The 19,843-nt window shown below is 61.1% G+C and carries 19 protein-coding genes and 1 riboswitch; of the genes, 17 read left to right on the forward strand and 2 right to left on the reverse strand.

Annotated elements, in window-relative coordinates:
- Both recB and recD read left to right on the forward strand, forming a co-directional pair.
- On the forward strand, positions 1-1,929 hold a 1,929-nt coding region (gene recB, locus M989_RS05120; protein WP_064542998.1), incomplete at its 5' end, for an exodeoxyribonuclease V subunit beta.
- Entirely contained in the window at positions 1,926-3,764 is a 1,839-nt protein-coding gene (recD, locus tag M989_RS05125; RefSeq protein WP_064543000.1) for an exodeoxyribonuclease V subunit alpha, read from the forward strand. The genes recB and recD, both read left to right, overlap by 4 nt.
- Before the next feature lie 109 nt (positions 3,765-3,873).
- On the opposite strand, the gene argA is transcribed toward recD, so the two are convergent.
- Positions 3,874-5,205 (reverse strand): amino-acid N-acetyltransferase, encoded by a 1,332-nt coding sequence (gene argA / locus M989_RS05130; protein ID WP_064543002.1) that lies wholly within the window; start codon positions 5,203-5,205, stop codon positions 3,874-3,876.
- 229 nt (positions 5,206-5,434) lie between these two features.
- On the opposite strand from argA, the gene amiC reads away from it, so the two are divergent.
- Both amiC and cobD read left to right on the forward strand, forming a co-directional pair.
- A complete protein-coding gene (amiC, locus tag M989_RS05135; RefSeq protein ID WP_064543004.1) occupies positions 5,435-6,685 on the forward strand; it encodes an N-acetylmuramoyl-L-alanine amidase AmiC in 1,251 nt (416 codons plus the stop codon).
- Between the two features lie 6 nt (positions 6,686-6,691).
- Positions 6,692-7,768: a threonine-phosphate decarboxylase CobD gene (cobD, locus tag M989_RS05140; protein WP_064543006.1), complete on the forward strand. Its 1,077-nt coding sequence runs from the start codon at positions 6,692-6,694 to the stop codon at positions 7,766-7,768.
- Here the strand turns inward: cobD and M989_RS05145 are convergent.
- A complete protein-coding gene (locus M989_RS05145) occupies positions 7,753-8,622 on the reverse strand; it encodes a GHMP family kinase ATP-binding protein (RefSeq protein ID WP_064543008.1) in 870 nt (289 codons plus the stop codon). The genes cobD and M989_RS05145 overlap by 16 nt on opposite strands.
- Before the next feature lie 134 nt (positions 8,623-8,756).
- A riboswitch (cobalamin riboswitch) is annotated at positions 8,757-8,932 on the forward strand.
- A 96-nt stretch (positions 8,933-9,028) separates the two neighbouring features.
- Here M989_RS05145 and M989_RS05150 point away from each other — a divergent pair.
- The 13 genes from M989_RS05150 to cbiM are packed head-to-tail and all read left to right on the forward strand — an operon-like array spanning position 9,029 to position 19,842.
- Positions 9,029-10,402: a cobyrinic acid a,c-diamide synthase CobB gene (locus tag M989_RS05150; RefSeq protein ID WP_064543010.1), complete on the forward strand. Its 1,374-nt coding sequence runs from the start codon at positions 9,029-9,031 to the stop codon at positions 10,400-10,402.
- Complete coding sequence (gene cbiB / locus M989_RS05155) at positions 10,399-11,358, forward strand: adenosylcobinamide-phosphate synthase CbiB (protein ID WP_064543012.1); 960 nt, start codon at positions 10,399-10,401, stop codon at positions 11,356-11,358. Before M989_RS05150 ends, cbiB begins: the two co-directional genes overlap by 4 nt.
- Before the next feature lie 10 nt (positions 11,359-11,368).
- Entirely contained in the window at positions 11,369-12,004 is a 636-nt protein-coding gene (locus tag M989_RS05160) for a cobalt-precorrin-8 methylmutase (protein WP_064543013.1), read from the forward strand.
- Positions 12,001-13,140, forward strand: coding sequence for a cobalt-precorrin-5B (C(1))-methyltransferase CbiD (gene cbiD, locus M989_RS05165; RefSeq protein WP_064543015.1), 1,140 nt, complete (start codon positions 12,001-12,003; stop codon positions 13,138-13,140). Before M989_RS05160 ends, cbiD begins: the two co-directional genes overlap by 4 nt.
- The gene (locus M989_RS05170) at positions 13,134-13,739 is read left to right on the forward strand and encodes a cobalt-precorrin-7 (C(5))-methyltransferase (RefSeq protein ID WP_064543017.1); all 606 of its coding nucleotides are present in this window, start codon (positions 13,134-13,136) and stop codon (positions 13,737-13,739) included. The genes cbiD and M989_RS05170 overlap by 7 nt, the downstream gene beginning before the upstream one ends.
- Positions 13,729-14,298: a decarboxylating cobalt-precorrin-6B (C(15))-methyltransferase gene (locus M989_RS05175; RefSeq protein WP_064543019.1), complete on the forward strand. Its 570-nt coding sequence runs from the start codon at positions 13,729-13,731 to the stop codon at positions 14,296-14,298. Before M989_RS05170 ends, M989_RS05175 begins: the two co-directional genes overlap by 11 nt.
- Complete coding sequence (locus M989_RS05180; RefSeq protein WP_064543021.1) at positions 14,291-15,064, forward strand: cobalt-precorrin-4 methyltransferase; 774 nt, start codon at positions 14,291-14,293, stop codon at positions 15,062-15,064. The genes M989_RS05175 and M989_RS05180 overlap by 8 nt, the downstream gene beginning before the upstream one ends.
- A complete protein-coding gene (gene cbiG / locus M989_RS05185) occupies positions 15,045-16,100 on the forward strand; it encodes a cobalt-precorrin 5A hydrolase (RefSeq protein WP_064543023.1) in 1,056 nt (351 codons plus the stop codon). Before M989_RS05180 ends, cbiG begins: the two co-directional genes overlap by 20 nt.
- A complete protein-coding gene (locus M989_RS05190; RefSeq protein WP_064543025.1) occupies positions 16,100-16,825 on the forward strand; it encodes a precorrin-3B C(17)-methyltransferase in 726 nt (241 codons plus the stop codon). Before cbiG ends, M989_RS05190 begins: the two co-directional genes overlap by 1 nt.
- Positions 16,822-17,622, forward strand: a complete 801-nt coding sequence (locus M989_RS05195) for a cobalt-precorrin-6A reductase (protein WP_064543026.1) — start codon at positions 16,822-16,824, stop codon at positions 17,620-17,622. The genes M989_RS05190 and M989_RS05195 overlap by 4 nt, the downstream gene beginning before the upstream one ends.
- Positions 17,619-18,398 carry a sirohydrochlorin cobaltochelatase gene (cbiK, locus tag M989_RS05200; protein ID WP_064543028.1) on the forward strand — a complete coding sequence of 260 codons (780 nt, stop codon included), beginning with the start codon at positions 17,619-17,621 and terminating at the stop codon, positions 18,396-18,398. The genes M989_RS05195 and cbiK overlap by 4 nt, the downstream gene beginning before the upstream one ends.
- Positions 18,395-19,108 (forward strand): cobalt-factor II C(20)-methyltransferase, encoded by a 714-nt coding sequence (locus M989_RS05205; RefSeq protein ID WP_064543030.1) that lies wholly within the window; start codon positions 18,395-18,397, stop codon positions 19,106-19,108. Before cbiK ends, M989_RS05205 begins: the two co-directional genes overlap by 4 nt.
- Positions 19,105-19,842: a cobalt ECF transporter S component CbiM gene (gene cbiM / locus M989_RS05210; protein WP_064543032.1), complete on the forward strand. Its 738-nt coding sequence runs from the start codon at positions 19,105-19,107 to the stop codon at positions 19,840-19,842. Before M989_RS05205 ends, cbiM begins: the two co-directional genes overlap by 4 nt.
- Position 19,843: the final 1 nt, after the last annotated feature.

Below are 19,843 nucleotides of genomic sequence, written 5' to 3' on the forward strand. Positions count from 1 at the left end.
CTGTGGCGCGGCGGCAGCGCGCGTCCGGTGCAGGCATCAGACATTACCGTGCTGGTGCGTAACCGCCAGGAAGCCTCGTTGATTCGCGATGCGCTGAATGCGCTGGCTATTCCGTCGGTTTATCTTTCCAACCGCGACAGCGTATTCGAAACCCCGGAAGCGCAGGAATTGCTGTGGCTGCTACAGGCGGTGCTGACGCCGGAGCGGGAAAATACCCTGCGCAGCGCGCTGGCGACGGCGATGTTTGGCCTGAACGCGCGGGACATTGAACGGCTGAATCAGGATGAACACGCCTGGGATGCGCTGGTGGAAGAGTTCAGCGATTACCGGCTTATCTGGCAACGCCGCGGTGTGATGCCGATGATTCGTGCCCTGATGAACGCACGTTCCCTCGCGGAAAACCTGCTCGCCACGCACGGCGGCGAGCGGCGCTTAACCGATATTCTGCACCTTAGCGAGCTGCTACAAGAAGCGGCCACCGGGCTGGAGAGCGAGCACGCGCTGGTACGCTGGCTGAACCAGCAAATCGCCGAGCCGGATACCAACGCTTCCAGCCAGCAAATGCGTCTGGAGAGCGACAAACACCTGGTGCAGATAGTCACTATTCACAAGTCGAAAGGGCTGGAATATCCGCTGGTCTGGCTGCCGTTTATCGCCCGTTTCCGTAGAGAGAAGCAGGCGTTCTATCACGATCGGGAATCCTTCGCGGCGGTGCTGGATCTTCACGAAAGCGATGAAAGCCTGGAGCTGGCCGAAGCCGAGCGTCTGGCGGAAGATCTGCGCCTGCTGTACGTCGCCCTAACCCGCGCCGTGTGGCACTGTAGTCTGGGGCTGGCACCGCTCACCGCACGGCGCAGCGACAAACCCACCGATACCGAACTCCATCACAGCGCGCCGGGAAGGCTGATGCAGAAAGGCGAGGTACTCGACGCCGCGGGTCTGGAAGCCTGTCTGCGTGCGCTCTGCAATGAGCACATTGCGCTGACGCTGGCGACATCGCCCGACGACGCGCGTTGGCAGGCCACTCAGGCACAAATGCCTGAACTGGCGGCGCGTCAGGTGCTGCGTCGCATCGTGGACGACTGGCGGGTCACCAGCTACTCCGGCCTGCAACAACGCGGCCACAGCGTGGCGCAGGATCTACTGCCGCGCCTGGATATCGACGCCGTCGGCGCGGCGGAAACGCTGCCGGAGCTAACCCTGACGCCGCACAACTTTCCGCGTGGCGCATCGCCGGGTACCTTCCTGCACAGCCTGTTTGAAGACCTCGACTTTACCCAGCCGGTTTCATCCGAGTGGATGCTGGAAAAGCTGCAAAGCAACGGCTTTGGCGAAGAGTGGGAGCCGGTGCTGACCGCCTGGATTTCCCAGGTGCTGGCGGCGCCGCTGGCGGAAACCGGTATTGCGCTTAATCAGTTGAGCGCACAGCAAAAACAGGTGGAAATGGAGTTTTATCTGCCTATTAACCGGCCGCTCGACCCGCTGGCGCTGGATGCCTTAACCCGCCGCTACGATCCGCTTTCGGCAGGCTGCCCTACGCTCGATTTCCGCCAGGTACGCGGTATGCTGAAAGGCTTTATCGACCTTGTTTTCCGCCACGACGGGCGCTACTACCTGCTGGACTACAAGTCCAACTGGCTGGGGGAGGGCGGCGAGGCCTACACCCAACAGGCGATGGCCGAAGCGATGCAGTCGCACCGCTATGACTTGCAGTATCAGCTCTATAGCCTGGCGCTACACCGCTATCTGCGCCATCGCATTGCCGATTATGACTATCAACGCCACTTCGGCGGCGTGATTTACCTGTTCCTGCGCGGCGTTGACCGCGACGCGGGGCAGCAAGGGATATTCACTACCCGGCCAGACCCCGCGCTCATTGCGGCCATGGATGCACTGTTTGCCGGAGAAGGCGAGGAGATGGACGCATGAGTCTCGAACAACGTTTGCTGGATGCCATTGAGCAGCGCCTGCTGCGCCCGCTGGACGTACAGTTTGCGCTGATGGTCGCGCACGACGAGCACCCGGCGGTGATGCTGGCGGCGGCGATGCTCAGCCGCGATACCGGCGAAGGGCACGTGTGCCTGCCTCTGTCGCACCTGAGTGCGACGATGCAGGCGAAAGGGCGCGCGCGTGAATTCTGGCAGCAACTGTTCACCGATGCCGACGCGCCAGAAGACTGGGCTGCGTTGTTGCTGGCTTCTAAGGCCGTGAGTGCCGGTGAACGCCCGTCGCCGCTGATACTGAGCCGTGACCGGCTGTACCTCAACCGAATGTGGCATAACGAGCTGACGGTGGCGCGTTTCTTTAGCGACACCCAGGCACCGCTGGCGGTGGACGAAGCACAGCTCCAGCAGACGCTAAACGCGCTGTTCCCCGCCAGTGACAACGTCGACTGGCAGAAAGTGGCCGCAGCCGTTGCGCTGACGCGGCGTATTTCGGTGATCTCCGGCGGCCCAGGCACCGGGAAAACCACCACCGTCGCCAAACTGTTGGCGGCGCTGGTACAGATGGCGAATGCTGAAAAACTTCGTATTCGTCTGGCGGCCCCGACGGGGAAAGCGGCCGCGCGCCTTACCGAATCTTTGGGCGCAGCGCTGCGTAAACTGACGCTAAGCGACGCGCATAAAGCGATGCTGCCGAACGAGGCCAGCACGCTGCACCGCCTACTGGGGGCGCAACCCGGCAGCCAGAAGATGCGCTACCACGCGGGTAACCCGCTGCACCTTGATGTGCTGGTGGTCGACGAGGCTTCAATGATCGACCTGCCGATGATGGCACGGCTGATTGACGCGCTGCCGCCGCACGGGCGAGTCATTTTCCTCGGTGACCGCGATCAGCTGGCGTCGGTCGAGGCGGGCGCGGTACTGGGGGATATCTGTAGCTGGGTGAACGCTGGCTATACGCCTGAACGCGCGGCCCAGTTAAGCCGCCTGGTAGGGAGCGATCTCCCGGCGGGTAAAGGGCAAACGGCGGGGGCGCTGCGCGACAGCCTCTGCCTGCTGCGTACCAGCTACCGTTTTGGCAGCGACTCGGGGATTGGGCAACTGGCGGGAGCGGTAAACCGGGGCGATAAACAGGCCGTTGGCGAGATCTTCGCCCGCGGCTTTAACGATATCGAACTCAAACCGCTGCGCACAACGGACGATTATGCCGCCATGCTCGACGATGCGCGGATGGGCTATAGTCATTATTTACAGCTTTTACGCGCGCAGGCCGAGCCTGCAGAGGTGCTGGCGGCGTTCGGTGAATATCAACTGTTGTGCGCGCTGCGGGAAGGGCCGTGGGGCGTCGGCGGGCTGAATACGCAGTTCGAACAGCTGTTGGCGCGTCATCGTCTGATTCAGCCGCAGCGCCACTCGCGCTGGTACGAAGGTCGTCCGGTGATGATTAGCCGTAACGACAGCGCGCTGGGGCTGTTTAACGGTGATATCGGCGTGGCGTTAGATCGTGGGCAGGGGATGCGCGTCTGGTTCCCGATGCCGGACGGGACGATCAAATCGGTGCAGCCAAGCCGCCTGCCGGATCACGATACCGCATGGGCGATGACGGTGCATAAATCGCAGGGTTCCGAGTTTACTCACGCCGCGCTGGTACTGCCGACGCAGCTGGTGCCGGTGGTCAGCCGCGAGCTGGTCTACACCGCGATTACTCGCGCGAAGTCACGTCTGTCGATGTATGCCGATGAAAATCTGCTGGCCGCGGCGATTGCCACACGTATTGAACGGCGCAGCGGGCTGTCGGCGATATTTGCGGAGATGGCATAGTGCGTAAAGGGGGCACAATGTGCTCCCTCTTTCTTCAAAGGGTGAGGGTTGGGGGCTCCGTGCAGGCATTCCCCTCACCCTAACCCTCTCCCCAAAGGGGCGAGGGGACCTAGACCAAATCCGCCATCAGCACCTTCGAACGACGCTGATAGTTATAAAGCTGCTTTTTACTCTCCGGCAGCAGCTCGACATCAACCGGCTTAAACCCACGTTCCTGGAACCAGTGAATACTGCGGGTGGTCAGCACAAACAGATGATTCAGCCCCATTTGCTTCGCCTGCGCGGTAATGCGCTCAAGGAGCACTTCGCCGCGCGAAGAGCTGCGATAGTCCGGATGCACCGCCACGCAGGCCATTTCGCCAATTTTCTCTTCCGGGAACGGATAAAGCGCGGCACAGGCGATGGTGGTGTTATCACGTTGAATAATCGTGAACTTGTCGATCTCCATCTCCAGCTGCTCGCGTGAGCGACGCACCAGAATCCCCTGCTGCTCCAGCGGCGCAATCAGGTCGAGAATACCGCCAATATCGTTAATGGTGGCGCGGCGGATCTGCTCGGCGCTCTCCATCACGATTTGCGTACCAATACCGTCGCGTGAGAACAATTCCTGCAACAGCGCGCCGTCTTCCTGATAGCTGATTAGGTGGCTGCGACGCACGCCGCTGCGGCAGGCTTTCACCGCGCCGCGCAGGAAGCGAGCGGTACCGGAAAGGTAGTCGCCTTCCTGCTCCAGCTCTTCGATGCGCGCCTGCGCTTCGTTAGGGAACAGTTCAGGAACGATTTCACCGGCCTCGTTGTAAACGCCCTGCGACGAGCAGAAGCCAATCATCTTCTCGGCCTTCAGCTTAATCGCCAACTGAGTGGCAATTTCTTCTGAAGTCAGGTTAAAACTTTCGCCGGTAACGGAGACGGCAACCGGCCCCATCAGCACAATAGCGCCGCTGTCGAGCTGGCGGTGGATCGCCTCTTCATCAATACGACGAATGCGCCCGCTGTGGCAGTAGTCGATACCGTCATCCACGCCCAGCGGCTGGGCGATGATAAAGTTACCGCTGACCACATTGATGTGTGCGCCCTGAAGCGGCGTATTGTTCAGGCTCATCGACAGACGCGCGGTGATATCCAACTGCAGCTGGCCCGCCGCCTGTTTAACCAGTTCAAGGGTTTTGCTATCGGTGACACGAATGTGTTTATGATAGGTTGGCTGATGTTGATGTTCGGCCAGATTGGCGTCGATTTGCGGACGCGCGCCGTAGACCAGCACCAGGCGGATGCCCAGACTATGCAGCAGCCCTATATCATTGACAATGCTTGAAAAGTTCTCATGCTCAATGGCTTCGCCGCCAAGCATGATGACAAACGTCTTGCCCCGATGAGCGTTAATATAGGGGACTGAATGACGAAACCCCTCGACCAGTTCGGTTCTACGTTCCTTCACCACGGCACAACCCTCAATGCATGATTATTCGTAATAATTGTATTTTTATTCTGTTTTTGCGCTAAACGCAAGCCGGAATTTGCCTAAACATGGGAAAAATCTCCGCTAAATTTCGCTTAACCAACGAATGTTTACCCTTTTATAGATGACAGTTTATTCGCCTTTGGTTAAAGTTTTCGGTCAATCATATTTTGCTTAATTTGAAATCGTCTTTTTTTGCCTGGGATAGAGCATGTCAGGAAGTCAGTCTTTGAGTCGTCGTCGCCTGTTAAAAGGGGCGGGCGCCATGTGGTTGCTAAGTGTCAGTCAGGTTGGTTTCGCTGCCGTCAGTCAGGTGGTGGCCGTCCGCATCTGGCCTGCGTCCAGCTACACGCGCGTTACGGTGGAGTCCAACCGCGTGCTCAAGTATCGGCAGTTTGCGTTGAGCAATCCCGACCGCCTGGTGGTTGATCTTGAAGGGGTGAACCTCAACTCGGTGCTGAAAGGGATGGCGGCGCAGATTCGCGGTGACGATCCGTTTATTAAATCCGCGCGTGTCGGCCAGTTCGACCCGCAGACCGTGCGCATGGTGTTTGAGCTGAAGCAGGACGTCAAACCGCAGCTGTTTGCCCTGGCGCCGGTTGCCAACTTTAAAGAACGTCTGGTGATGGATCTCTACCCCGCTAACGCGAACGATGTGCAGGACCCGCTGCTGGCGCTGCTGGAAGAGTACAACAAAGACGGTCTCGAAAAGCAGGTGCCGCCGGCGCAGAGCGGGCCGCAGCCGGGGAAAGCCGGTCGCGATCGGCCAATTGTCATTATGCTTGACCCCGGACACGGCGGCGAAGACTCCGGCGCGGTGGGGCTGTACAAGACGCGGGAAAAAGACGTGGTGCTGCAAATTGCCCGCCGCCTGCGCGCGCTGATTGAGAAAGAAGGCAACATGAAGGCCTACATGACGCGCAACGAAGATATCTTTATTCCGCTGAAGGTGCGGGTGGCCAAAGCCCAGAAACAGCGCGCCGACCTGTTTGTTTCTATTCACGCGGATGCCTTTACCAGCCGTCAGCCGAGCGGCTCATCGGTGTTTGCGCTTTCCACCAAAGGAGCCACCAGTACGGCGGCGAAATACCTCGCGCAGACTCAGAACGCCTCGGACTTGATCGGTGGCGTCAGCAAAAGTGGCGACCGCTACGTCGACCACACCATGTTCGATATGGTGCAATCGCTGACCATCGCCGACAGCCTGAAATTTGGGAAAGCGGTGCTCAAGAAGATGGGGCAGATTAACAACCTGCATAAAAATCAGGTCGAGCAGGCCGGGTTTGCGGTGCTGAAAGCGCCGGATATTCCGTCTATCCTCGTCGAAACGGCGTTTATCAGTAACGTTGAAGAAGAGCGTAAGCTGAAAACCGCGAAGTTCCAGCAGGAAGTGGCCGAGTCGATCCTCGCCGGCATTAAGGCTTACTTCGCCGACGGCGCAACGCTGGCGCGGCGCGGGTAACCGGGCGTGTCGCGTCTGAGAAGCGCTCACGGCGGCAATATCCGTGAAGCGGCGGCGCTGATGGGGATTTCCGCCGACCAACTGCTGGATTTCAGCGCCAACATCAACCCGCTGGGGATGCCTGACAGCTTAAAACGGGCGATTGTCGCCCAGCTTAGCTGCGCCGAACGTTACCCTGACGTCGAGTATCAGCAGCTGCATCAGGCGCTGGCGGCGTACCATAACGTTCCGCCGACGTGGATCCTGGCGGGCAACGGCGAAACCGAATCCATCTTTACCCTCGTTCAGGGGCTGTGTCCGCGCCGGGCGATGGTGGTTGCGCCCGGGTTCGCCGAATATCGTCGGGCGCTGGAAACCGTTGATTGCGCCATCGAGACCTTTTTCCTGCGTGAAGAGGACAACTGGCAGCTGACTGACCGTATTCTCCCGGCGCTGACCGCCGGGCTGGACTGCCTGTTTCTTTGCACGCCCAATAACCCGACCGGCCTGCTGCCGGATGACGCGCTGCTGGCGGCAATCGCCGAGCGCTGTCGCGCGCTGGAAATCGCGCTGGTCCTCGACGAAGCCTTTCTCGATTTTATTCCCGATGAAGCAGGCTTTATCCCACGGCTGGCGCAGTATCCGCACGTTTGGGTGCTGCGATCGCTCACCAAATTCTATGCCATTCCCGGCCTGCGGCTGGGCTATTTGCTGAACAGCGATGAACGAGCGGTCGCCAGGCTGCGTCAGCGGCAGATGCCGTGGTCAATCAATGCTTTTGCCGCGCTGGCCGCAGAGGTCATTCTCACTGATGTCGACTATCAGCGGGCTACCCACTGCTGGCTGGCTGAAGAGGGAGCGCATTTTTACCGGGCGCTGGGCGAGATTGAGGGGCTGAAGGTGTATCCGGGGCGGGCGAACTACCTTTTCCTGCGCTGCGAACGCCCGGAAGTTGAGCTACAGTACGCGCTGCTAGAAAAACAGATTCTGATTCGCAGCTGCGCCAACTATCCGGGGCTGGACGGGCGCTACTTCCGCGTGGCGATTCGCAGCCGCGAAGAAAACCAGCGGCTATTGACGGCGCTGCGTCAGGTGCTGGCCTGAACCCCGCCATTCACTGACGCGAGCAGATGCCGCTGCGGCCAGTGCGCCGCCAGGTCGCGCTGTGCCAGTGCCCAGTGCAGATAATCCACATCGTGATAGCGACGGTCGAGCATCAGCCCGACCACGCTGCCGCTGTGCGCCACCGTCAGGCCGTAGAGGCCACACCGTTCCACAAGTGAAAGCAGCGCCGTAAAACCCGGCTTCGGCAGCAGTGCCTGGCTCGCGATAGCGCTGAGCGTCGCCGCTTCGCCGAGTTGGCTGGGGTTATTGCCCGTGCAGGCGGTTTGTACCTTATCCCATGCCTGTTGCAGCACCCCGGCGTTGGCCTCCAGCGCCGGGCGTCGCGGCAGACGGTGATAGTCGGCGGTGCGAAGCTGAACCGGGTTCTCCAGCACCAGCAGATCAAAATGGGGGGCGGGGGCGCAGGCAATCTGGGTTTGTGCGTGGTGATGATCGAAAAGCGTTAGCGCATGAAACAGGGTGCTGTCCGTCGGCTCCAGCGATACGCACAGCGTTGCCAGTTCAGATTCACTGAGTGAATGTCCCAAATGATGCGCGGTGGCGACGGCAGTGGCGGCAATATCAGCGGTGCTGCTGGCCATCCCTTTCGCCACGGGAATGGTCGAGTCAATCTCAATGCGCAGCGTCTGGCTCAGCGTCGGCGGATAGCCCCAGCGCGCCAGCAGCGTATTAACCATCGCCCGCGCCAGCGGTCGCTCATTGACGAGCGGCACGCCCTCGCGCACTTCCACGGTGCTATACCAGTCTATTGGGCAGGAGACGAGCTTTTCGCTGCCGAGAATCCAGCCCTGAATCAGTTCCCCACCGGAGGCGGGACAGCGCGCCACGCTCATGATTTTCCTTGCCTTGCCAAACGAAATATAACTACCGTAAATAAATATGCCGGTATTGTCATAGCGCAACGAAATCCTTCTTTCGCGGCGCTAGAGTAACCTGCTTTTTATTTTGTGCGGGCCGATGTGCCGGCATAAATCTGCAACCAACAGGTTTGGCATAGTATGTGCCAGGGAAGAGGGTGTAAATCCCTCGCAGCCCCCGCTGCTGTAATGCTGACGACCCCGTAGAAACCACTGATCGCTGGATCGGGAAGGACGGGTGAGGATGACGCTAAGCCAGAAGACCTGCCTGTTGGCCATTCACAACAACTTCGGTGGGAAGTGGGTTGCTTTGAGTCGCACAGTCTTCGGACTGGGCGTGCGCACGGCTATACCCGAGAACCACCCTGAATAGGGTCAGGGTATGGCAGCCAGGCAGCACGCATTTATCCTCGCAGGCACCGGCAGCGGCTGTGGTAAAACCACGGTGACGCTCGGCTTGCTAACGTTGCTTCAGCAGCGTGGCCTGCGCGTTCAGCCCTACAAGGTCGGCCCGGACTATCTCGACACCGGCTGGCACACCGCGCTGTGTGGCGTCGCGTCCCGCAATCTCGACGGCTTTATGCTCCCCCCTTCTACGCTCAACGCGCTGTTCGGCGAACAGATGCAGCAGGCCGATATTGCCGTCATTGAAGGCGTGATGGGCCTCTACGATGGTTACGGTACCGACCCCAACTATTGCAGCAGCGCGGCGATGGCGAAACAGCTGGGCTGCCCGGTCATCCTGCTGGTGGACGGCAAAGCGGTCTCGACCTCCATTGCCGCCACGGTGATGGGCTTCCAGCACTTCGACCCGAGCCTGAATATCGCGGGCGTTATCGTCAACCGCGTCAACAGCGATAGCCACTTCCAACTGCTGAAAAACGCCATTGAGCGCTACTGCGACCTGCCGGTGCTCGGCTACGTGCCGTGTGCGCAGGGCGTATCGCTGCCGGAACGTCACCTTGGCCTGGTCACCGCCCGAGAATTGCTCATCGATAGCCAGCCATGGCAGGATTTCGCCGCAACGCTGGAACGGACGCTGGATGTCGATCGTCTGCTGGATCTGAGCGTATTGAACACGTTACCGCCGGGCGAGTTGCCACCGATGGCGGCCAGCGGCGAGGGACTAACCCTCGCGGTCGCGGATGATGAAGCGTTCAATTTCTACTACCCGGATAACCTCGCACTGCTGGAACGCGCGGGCGTGACCCTTATCCGCTTTAGCCCATTGCATGACGCGGTACTTCCCGACTGCCAGATGATCTGGCTCGGTGGCGGCTACCCGGAACTGCACGCCCGAGCGCTTGCCGCCAACGCGCCGATGCTGGCCCAGCTGCGGGCGGCGCATGAGCGCGGCGTGGCGATTTACGCCGAATGCGGCGGCCTGATGTATCTCGGCAGCACGCTGGAAGATGCGCAGGGCGAGGTGCACGCCATGGCTAACATTCTCCCCGGCGACAGCAAAATGGGCAAACGTCTCACCCGCTTTGGTTACTGTGAAGCGCAGGCCGAGCAGCAAACGCTGCTCGCCGCGCCCGGCGAAGTGCTGCGCGGCCACGAGTTCCACTACTCTGACTTCACCGCCCGCCTTCCTGCGGCGATGGCGTGCCGGAAAACTCGCGATGGCGTCGTGCTTCAGCAATGGCAGGGCGGCTGGCAGCTTGGCAACACGTTTGCCAGCTATCTTCACGTTCACTTCGTCCAGCATCCAGCCATGCTGAATCACTGGTTCGCCGCCGCAAGGAGCGCTCTATGACGCTCCTTGCCTGGTGCTGTGCATGGCTGCTCGACTTTCTTATCGGCGATCCGCAGAGCTGGCCGCATCCCGTGCGCTGGATAGGCAACCTGATTCATTTCGTTCAGCGCGTCGTGCGCCGTACTTGTCACAGCGATCGCGCCCTGCGTATCGGCGGCGGCGTGATGTGTCTGGCGGTGGTCGGGCTGACCTACGGCATTGCCTGGGGCGTACTGCATCTGGCGACGTTGATTCACCCGTGGTTGGGCTGGGGCGTTGAGGTATGGATGATTTTCACCGTGCTGGCCGGGCGCTGCCTGGCCCGTTCCGCGCAGGACGTCGAGCGTCCGCTACGTGCCGACGATCTGGCCGAAAGCCGAATTAAGCTCTCGTGGATTGTCGGTCGCGATACCTCACAGCTCCAGCCGGAGCAGATTAACCGTGCGGTCGTGGAGACGGTGGCGGAAAACACCGTTGATGGCATTATCGCGCCGCTGTTTTTCCTGCTGCTCGGCGGCGCGCCGCTGGCCATGGCCTACAAAGCCGTCAACACCCTCGATTCGATGGTGGGCTACAAACATGAAAAGTACCGCGCTATCGGTATGGTCAGCGCCCGCCTCGATGATGTCGCCAATTTTATTCCTGCTCGCTTGAGCTGGCTGCTAATTAGCGTCGCCGCATTTCTTTGCCGCTACGACGGCCCGCGCGCGCTGCGCATCGGCTGGCGTGACCGTTACAACCACAGTAGCCCGAACTGCGCGTGGGCGGAAGCCGCCGTCGCCGGGGCGCTGGGCGTGCGGCTCGGCGGCCCAAACGACTATTTTGGTCAGCGCGTGGAGAAGCCGTGGATCGGCGATGCCCGACGCGCTATCGCCATCGATGACATTTCCCGAACGATACGACTGATGTGGGTGGCCTCCACGCTGGCCCTGCTGCTGTTTATGGCGGTCAGGTACTGGGTAGTGGGCGCGGCCTGAGGAGAACGGCATGAACTATATCCAGCAACCGCAAGCGATTGAGCGCAAAAGCTTCGAGATAATCAGCGGGATTATCGCCGACACACGCCCGACGTATCGCTTTGCCAGCCCGCTGCACGAGGCGATTATCAAACGGGTGATCCACACCACCGCCGACTTTGAGTGGCTGGATATTCTGTGGTTCGCGCCGGATGCCTTAACCCGGCTGAGCGAGGCGCTCAGCCGCCCGTGCACGCTGTACACCGACACCACGATGGCGCTCTCCGGCATCAATAAAAATCTGCTGGCGACCTTCGGCGGCGAGTGCCGCTGTTACATCAGCGACCCGCGCGTGGTGCGCGAAGCCAAAGCGCAGGGCATTACCCGCTCGATGGCGGCGGTGGATATTGCCGCCAAAGAAGAAGGCGACAAAGTGTTCGTCTTCGGCAATGCGCCCACCGCGCTATTCCGTCTGCTGGAGCATACAGAGCTGGACGTCAGCGGGGTGATTGGCGTGCCGGTCGGGTTTGTCGGCGCGGTAGAGTCGAAAGAGGCGCTGAGTAAAAGCAGCCTGCCGGGCATCGCCGCGCTGGGGCGTAAAGGCGGCAGCAACGTCGCGGCGGCGATCGTCAACGCCATTCTCTATCACCTGCAGGGGGCGCGATGAGCGAATCCGCCTTCGATGCCCCGGTATGGCATAACGGCAAAGCGCTGCGCAAGGGCTACACCACCGGCTCCTGCGCTACGGCGGCGGCGAAAGTCGCCGCGCTGATGGTGATGCGTCAGCACCTGATTCACCAGGTGTCGATTGTCACGCCGTCGGGCGTGACGCTAAACCTGAACGTCGAATCACCGCACGTCGAAGGCCTGCAGGGTATTGCCGCCATCCGCAAAGACGGCGGCGATGATATCGACGCCACCCACGGAATGCTGATTTTTGCCCGCGTGACCGTCAACGACAGCGGCGAGATTACCCTGCGCGGCGGCGAGGGCGTCGGCACCGTCACCCGCAAAGGTATCGGGCTACCCATCGGCAGCGCGGCGATTAACCGTACCCCGCGCCATACCATCGAAACCGCCGTCCGTGAGGCGATCGGCCCGGCGCGCGGCGCAGAAGTGGAAATTTTTGCCCCGGAAGGCGAAGAGCGGGCGAAGAAAACCTATAACTCACGGCTGGGTATTCTGGGCGGGATCTCGATTATCGGCACCACCGGCATCGTCACGCCGATGTCGGAAGAGAGCTGGAAGCGCTCGCTGGCGCTGGAGCTGGAAATGAAGCGCGCCGCCGGGCTTGAACGGGTGGTGCTGGTGCCGGGCAACCACGGCGAGCGCTTCGTGCGCGAACAGATGGGCCTTGACCCACAGGGGGTGGTCACCATGAGCAACTTCGTCGGCTACATGATTGAAGAGTCGGTGCGCCTTGGCTTCCACCAGATTGTGCTGGTTGGCCACCCCGGCAAGCTGATTAAAATCGCCGCCGGGATTTTCCACACCCACAGCCATATCGCCGACGGGCGCATGGAAACGCTGGTGGCCCATCTGGCGCTGCTCGGCGCGCCGCTTGAACTGCTTACCCAGGTGAGCGAGTGCGACACCACCGAAGCGGCGATGGAGCATATCGAGGCCTATGGCTTCCACTCTCTCTACAACCACCTTGCCGGGCGTATCTGTCAGCGCGTGCTGGAGCGTCTGCGCTTTACGCAAAATCCCCCCATCTGCGACGCCATTATGTTCTCGTTTGATAACCAGATCCTCGGTAGCAACCGTCCGGTCGGCGATATCGTGAGGGACATGCAATGTTAACCGTTGTGGGGATGGGGCCGGCGGGCGTGCAGTTGATGACACCGCAGGCGCAAGCTGCCGTTGCACGCGCCGACGCGCTGGTCGGCGGTACGCGGCACTTGGCGCAGTTCCCGGACTTTGCCGGCGAGCGCTGCTCGCTGGGGGCCAATATTGCGCAGGTACTGACATGGATTAGCCAACGCGCGGCACAGAACGTGGTAGTGCTGGCCTCCGGCGACCCGCTGTTTTACGGCATCGGCACGCGGCTGATTGCCCACTTTGGCCGCGACAACGTGCGGGTGATCCCCGGCGTTAGCGCGGTGCAGTACCTGTGCGCGCGGGCGGGCATCGATATGAACGACATGTGGCTGACCAGCAGCCACGGGCGCGACGTATGCTTCGACACGCTCGCCGCGCATCGCAAGGTGGCGATGGTGACCGATACGCGTTGCGGGCCCAAAGAGATAGCCGCCGCGCTGGTCGCTCGCGGCAAGGGCCATCGTTGGATGGTGATTGGCGAAAATCTGGCGCAGGACAATGAGTGCATTCACTGGCTGCCGGTGAGCGCAGTCCACAACGACTATGAGATGAACACGGTGGTGATCCTCGATGAAAGATGAGCTGTTTCTGCGCGGCGAAAAGGTGCCGATGACCAAAGAGGCGGTGCGGGCGCTGGCGCTCTCAAAGCTGGAGCTACACTGGGCCAGCCACCTGATTGATATCGGCGCGGGGACCGGCAGCGTGGCGATTGAAGCCGCGCTGCAACATCCGACGCTGGCGGTCACGGCGATTGAACGCAACCCGGCGGCGCTGCGTTTGCTGGCAGAAAACTGCCAGCGCTTTGCCTGCGGTAACGTGTCGATTATTGCCGGTGAAGCCCCTGACGTCAGCGTCGAACGCGCCGACGCGATCTTTATGGGCGGCAGCGGCGGCCATCTTACCGCGCTGATTGACTGGTCGCTGCATCATCTGCGCCCCGGCGGACGGCTGGTGATGACCTTTATTCTGCAGGAAAACCTGCATTGCGCCCTTGAGCACCTCCAGCAGGCGGACGTGACAGCGATTGACTGCCAGCAGTTGAACGTATCCACGCTCACCGCGCTCGGCAGCGGTCACTACTTCAAACCGCACAACCCCGTTTTTGTGATTGCCTGTCAGAAGGAAGAAATCCATGAGTGATGCCTTTGATTCACGCTGTGTCTGGTTTGTCGGCGCAGGCCCCGGCGACCGCGACCTGATCACCCTGAAGGGCTACCGTCTGTTACAACAGGCGCAGGTGGTGATTTACGCCGGTTCACTGATTAACCCCGAACTGCTGAGCTACTGCCCGCCAGAGGCCGAGTGTCACGACAGCGCCGAACTGCACCTTGAGCAAATTCTCGACCTGATGGAAGCGGGCGTGAAGGCCGGAAAAACGGTGGTACGCCTGCAAACCGGCGACGTGTCGCTATACGGTTCGGTGCGCGAGCAGGGCGAAGAGCTGACCCGTCGTGGCATTCACTGGCAGGTGGTACCGGGTGTGAGCGCGTTTCTCGGCGCGGCGGCGGAGCTGGGCGTGGAGTATACGGTGCCGGAAGTGTCGCAGAGCCTCATCATCACCCGCCTGGAAGGGCGCACCCCGGTGCCGGAGCGCGAACAGCTGGAGTCTTTTGCCCGGCATCGCACCTCGATGGCGATTTACCTCTCGGTGCAGCGCATTAATAAAGTTGCCGAGCGGTTGATTGACGGTGGCTACCCGGCGACTACGCCGGTGGCGGTGATTTACAAAGCCACCTGGCCCGAGAGCCAGACCGTACGCGGTACGCTTGTGGATATCGCCGACAAGGTCCGCGACGCCGATATCCGTAAAACCGCGCTGATCCTGGTCGGGGATTTTCTCGGCGAGGAATACCACTACTCGCGTCTCTACGCCGCAGACTTCAGCCATGAATACCGCAAAGCCTGAGCGCATTGCGCTGTTCTGCCTGACCCCCGGCGGCGTGGCGTTGGCGAAACGGCTGAGCGCCGCGCTGCCGATGACCTGTTATACCCGTGAAGGGCTGGTGGAACCGGGATTCCTGCCGTTTGACGGCGGCTTCGCGGCGAGCGTCGGGCAGGCGTTTCATCGCGATACGGCGCTGATTTTTATCGGTGCGACCGGGATTGCGGTACGCACGCTCGCGCCGCTGCTGATAGATAAATTCCATGATCCGGCGGTGGTGGTGATTGACGAGCGCGGTCAGCACGTCATCAGCCTGCTTTCCGGGCATATCGGCGGGGCGAACAACCTCGCCCGGCATCTGGCGGACATTCTCGGCGTCGACCCGGTTATCACCACCGCCACCGACGTTAACGACGTGGCGGCGCTGGATACGCTGGCCTGCCAGCTTAACGCGCGGATGCACGACTTTCGCGCGGCGGTGAAAACCGTTAACCAGATGCTGGTCAGCCAGCAGCGCGTGGGGCTGTGGTGGGACGACATGCTCGCCGATGAGATCAGCCGCTGCGACCGACGCGGGTTTATTACCGTCAGCGACCTTAACGCGCTGCCTGAGCTGGATGCGCTGGTGTGCATCACCCTGCGCGCTGCGCTGCCTGAACTGGCGTTGCCGCACTGGAAACTGGTGCCACGACGCATTGTGGCAGGCATTGGCTGCCGACGCGGCACGCCTTGCACGCTGCTGAGCGAGCTGTTGCATCGTCAGCTTGCGTGTCAGGGGATAGACCCGCTGGCGCTGAAGGCTATTGGCAGCATCGTCCTCAAGCAGGACGAACTGGGGCTGATTCAGCTCGCAAGCGATCTCGATGTGCCATTTGACGTGTTCAGCGTGGACGCCCTGCGCGAACACGAACATCGTTTTCCCTCCTCGCCGTTTGTGAAACAGACGGTCGGCGTGGGCAGCGTTTCAGGTCCGGCAGCGTGGCGAATGAGCAACGGAAATCTATTAGGCGAGACCCTGCGTGAACAGGGCGTCACCATTACTTTGGGAGTAACACACTGATGTTAAGCGTAATCGGAATTGGCCCGGGTTCGCAGGCGATGATGACCATGGAGGCCGTTGAAGCGCTACAGGCGGCGGAAATCGTTGTCGGCTATAAAACTTACACCCATCTGGTGAAGGCTTTTACCGGCGACAAGCAGGTGATCAAAACCGGGATGTGCAAAGAGATTGAACGCTGTCAGGCGGCGATTGAACTGGCGCAGGCCGGGCACAACGTGGCGCTAATCAGCAGCGGCGACGCGGGCATCTACGGCATGGCGGGGCTGGTGCTTGAGCTGGTCAGTAAACAGAAGCTCGACGTGGAGGTGCGCCTGATCCCGGGGATGACCGCCAGCATTGCCGCCGCCTCGCTGCTGGGCGCGCCGCTGATGCATGACTTCTGCCATATCAGCCTGAGCGACCTGCTGACGCCGTGGCCGGTGATTGAAAAACGCATTATCGCCGCCGGGGAAGCCGACTTCGTTATCTGCTTCTATAACCCGCGCAGCCGGGGCCGCGAAGGGCATCTGGCGCGCGCCTTTGAACTGCTTTCCACCGTCAAAAGCGCCGACACACCGGTAGGCGTGGTGAAATCCGCCGGGCGTAAAAAGCAGGAAAAATGGCTCACGACGCTCGGCGCGATGGACTTTGAACCGGTGGATATGACCAGCCTGGTCATCGTCGGCAACAAAACCACTTACGTCCAGGACGGGCTGATGATTACTCCGCGAGGCTACGTGCTATGAGTGTCGGGGAGGTTCTGGTGGTGGGCGGTACCAGTGATGCGCGGGCGATTTGCCAGCTACTGGATGCGGCAAACGTGCAATACACCGTCTCGGTCGCCACGCCCACCGGCGAAGCGTTGGCGGGGGATATTCAGGGGCAGGTGCGCTGCGGTCGTCTGGAAAAATCGGAGATGGTGGCCTGGCTTCGTGAACATGACACGCGCTGGGTGATTGATGCGTCGCATCCGTATGCCGAAGCGGTCAGCCGCAACGTGCTGGATGCCTGTACGGAAGCGGGCGTGCTGCTGAGCCGCTACCAGCGCCCGGATCAACGGGATGAACTGACGCACCCGCTGTTGCACTACGTCGCTAGCATTGATGAAGCCTGTGAGCGGATTAAACCGCTGGGCCAGCGCGTGCTGCTGACCACCGGCAGCAAAGACCTGGCGCTATGGCGCGCCGGGCTGCCGGAAAAAACGCTGCTGGCCCGCGTGCTGCCGGTGCCGAACGTGGTACAGCAGTGCGCGGATCTCGGCTTTGGCGTGGGCGAGATTTTTGCTATCTGCGCGCCGTTCAGCGCCGAGTTTAACGCCGCGTTTTACCGACACTGCCGCGCCGACGTAGTGGTGACCAAAGCCTCCGGCGCGGAAGGCGGCTATCAGGAAAAGGTGCAGCCGTGCCTGGATGCCGGGCTTCCCTGCATCGTGATTACCCGCCCGGCACCGCTGGTGTCCGGCGACGAACTACTGGAAAGTCAGCCCGCCTTTGCCGAGCGCTTAGCGCGCTGGCTGGCCGCCGACAAAAGGAATCAAGCATGAAAAAAGCCCTACTGGTGGTGAGTTTTGGTACCAGCTACCATGACACCTGCGAGAAGAATATTGTTGCCTGCGAACGCGAGCTGGCGGCAAGCTGCCCCGACCGTGACCTGTTCCGCGCTTTTACCTCGGGGATGATCATCCGCAAGCTGAAAGCCCGCGATGGTATTGAAACCGATACCCCGCTTGAGGCGCTGCAAAAACTCGCGGACCTCGGCTATGACGATGTGGCGGTACAGTCGCTGCACATCATCAACGGCGACGAATACGAAAAAATCGCCCGTGAAGTGCAGAGCCTGCGCCCGCTGTTCAAACGCCTGACCCTCGGGACGCCGCTGCTGAGCAGGCATGACGACTACGTGCGCCTGATGGACGCGCTCGCCCAACAGATGCCCGCGCTGAACGCCAACGAAAAGGTGGTGTTTATGGGCCACGGTGCCAGCCATCACGCCTTTGCCGCCTACGCCTGCCTCGACCATATGATGACCGCCCAGCGCTTTCCGGCGCGGGTTGGCGCGGTGGAGAGCTACCCGGAAGTGGACGTACTGATTGAGAGCATGAGCCAAGAGGGCGTCAGCGCCGTACACCTGATGCCGCTGATGCTGGTGGCGGGTGACCATGCGATTAACGACATGGCCTCCGACGAAGAGGATTCGTGGAAGACGCGGTTTAACGCCGCAGGCATTCCGGCGACACCGTGGTTGTGCGGGCTGGGTGAAAACCCGGTGGTACGCGCCATGTTTGTTGAGCATCTGCAGCAGTCTCTGGAGGCAGCATGAGCGGCAAACTGTATGCTCTGAGCACCGGTCCGGGCGCGTCTGACCTGATTACCGTACGCGCGGCCCGCATTCTGGGCTCGCTGGATATCCTCTACGCCCCGGCGGGGCGCAAAGGCGGCGACAGCCTGGCGCTCTCTATCGTGCGCGAGTATCTCGGCGAGCAGACCGAGGTGCGCTGCTGTCACTTCCCGATGAGCGCCGACAGCGTCGAAAAAGAGGCGGTGTGGGACGACGTTTCGGCGGCGCTGGTGCGCGAAGTGAAAGCCGGGAAAACCGTCGGCTTTATCACCCTTGGCGATGCGATGTTGTTCAGCACCTGGGTCTTTTTACTCCAGCGTATCGGCAGCCCGGAGTGGCTGGAGATTGTCCCCGGCGTAACCTCGTTCGCCGCCATTGCCGCGCGCAGCAAAACGCCGCTGGCGATGGAGCAACAGTCGCTGGCGGTGGTCGCCTGCACCGCGCCGGAGGACGAGATTGAACGCGCGCTGGCGCAGCACGACAGCCTGGTGCTGATGAAGGTCTACGGGCGTTTTCCGCGCATCAAAGCGCTGCTGGCGAAAGCCGGGCTGCTGGACCACGCGCTGCTGATGGCCGAAGCCACGCTGCCCGGCGAGCAGTGCTGGCGGCATCTGGGTGAGGTTGCGGACGACCAGCCGCTGCCGTATTTCTCCACCATTCTGGTGAACAAACAGTGGGAGCCGGGACAATGAAACTGGAACAACAGCTGAAGCGACTGTCGCTCAGCGGATTGGCGGCGGCGATACTGCTGCTGGTGGTGCCGCAAGAAGCCTTTGCCATGCACATTATGGAAGGATTCCTGCCGCCGATGTGGGCGCTGGCCTGGTGGCTGCTGTTTTTGCCGTGCCTGTGGTACGGGCTGGTGCGCCTGCGCCGCATTGTGCAGGAGGACAGCAACCAGAAGGTGCTGCTGGCGCTGTGCGGGGCATTTATCTTTGTACTCTCAGCGTTGAAGATCCCGTCGGTGACCGGGAGCTGCTCGCACCCGACCGGCGTCGGGCTGGCGGTTATCCTGTTCGGGCCGGGCGTCGTGGCGATTCTTGGCGCGATCGTGCTGTTGTTCCAGGCGCTATTGCTGGCGCACGGCGGCCTGACGACGCTCGGCGCGAACGGCATGTCGATGGCGGTGATTGGCCCCATCGTCGGCTATCTGGTGTGGAAAATGGCCTGTAAAGCAGGGTTCCGTCGCGATGTATCGGTCTTTCTCTGCGCCATGTTTGCGGATCTGGCGACCTACTTTGTCACCTCGCTACAGCTGGGCGTCGCCTTCCCGGATCCGCAGGCGGGCGCTATCGGATCGAGCCTGAAGTTTATGGCGATTTTTTGCCTGACGCAGATTCCGATCGCCATCGCGGAAGGGCTGTTGACGGTAATGATCTACGACCAGCTGACCAAACGGCAGCTGATCCCGGCGCGGGGGCATTAAG

Origin of the sequence: Kluyvera georgiana ATCC 51603, assembly GCF_001654985.1 — a bacterium.
Classification (GTDB): Bacteria; Pseudomonadota; Gammaproteobacteria; order Enterobacterales; family Enterobacteriaceae; genus Kluyvera; species Kluyvera georgiana.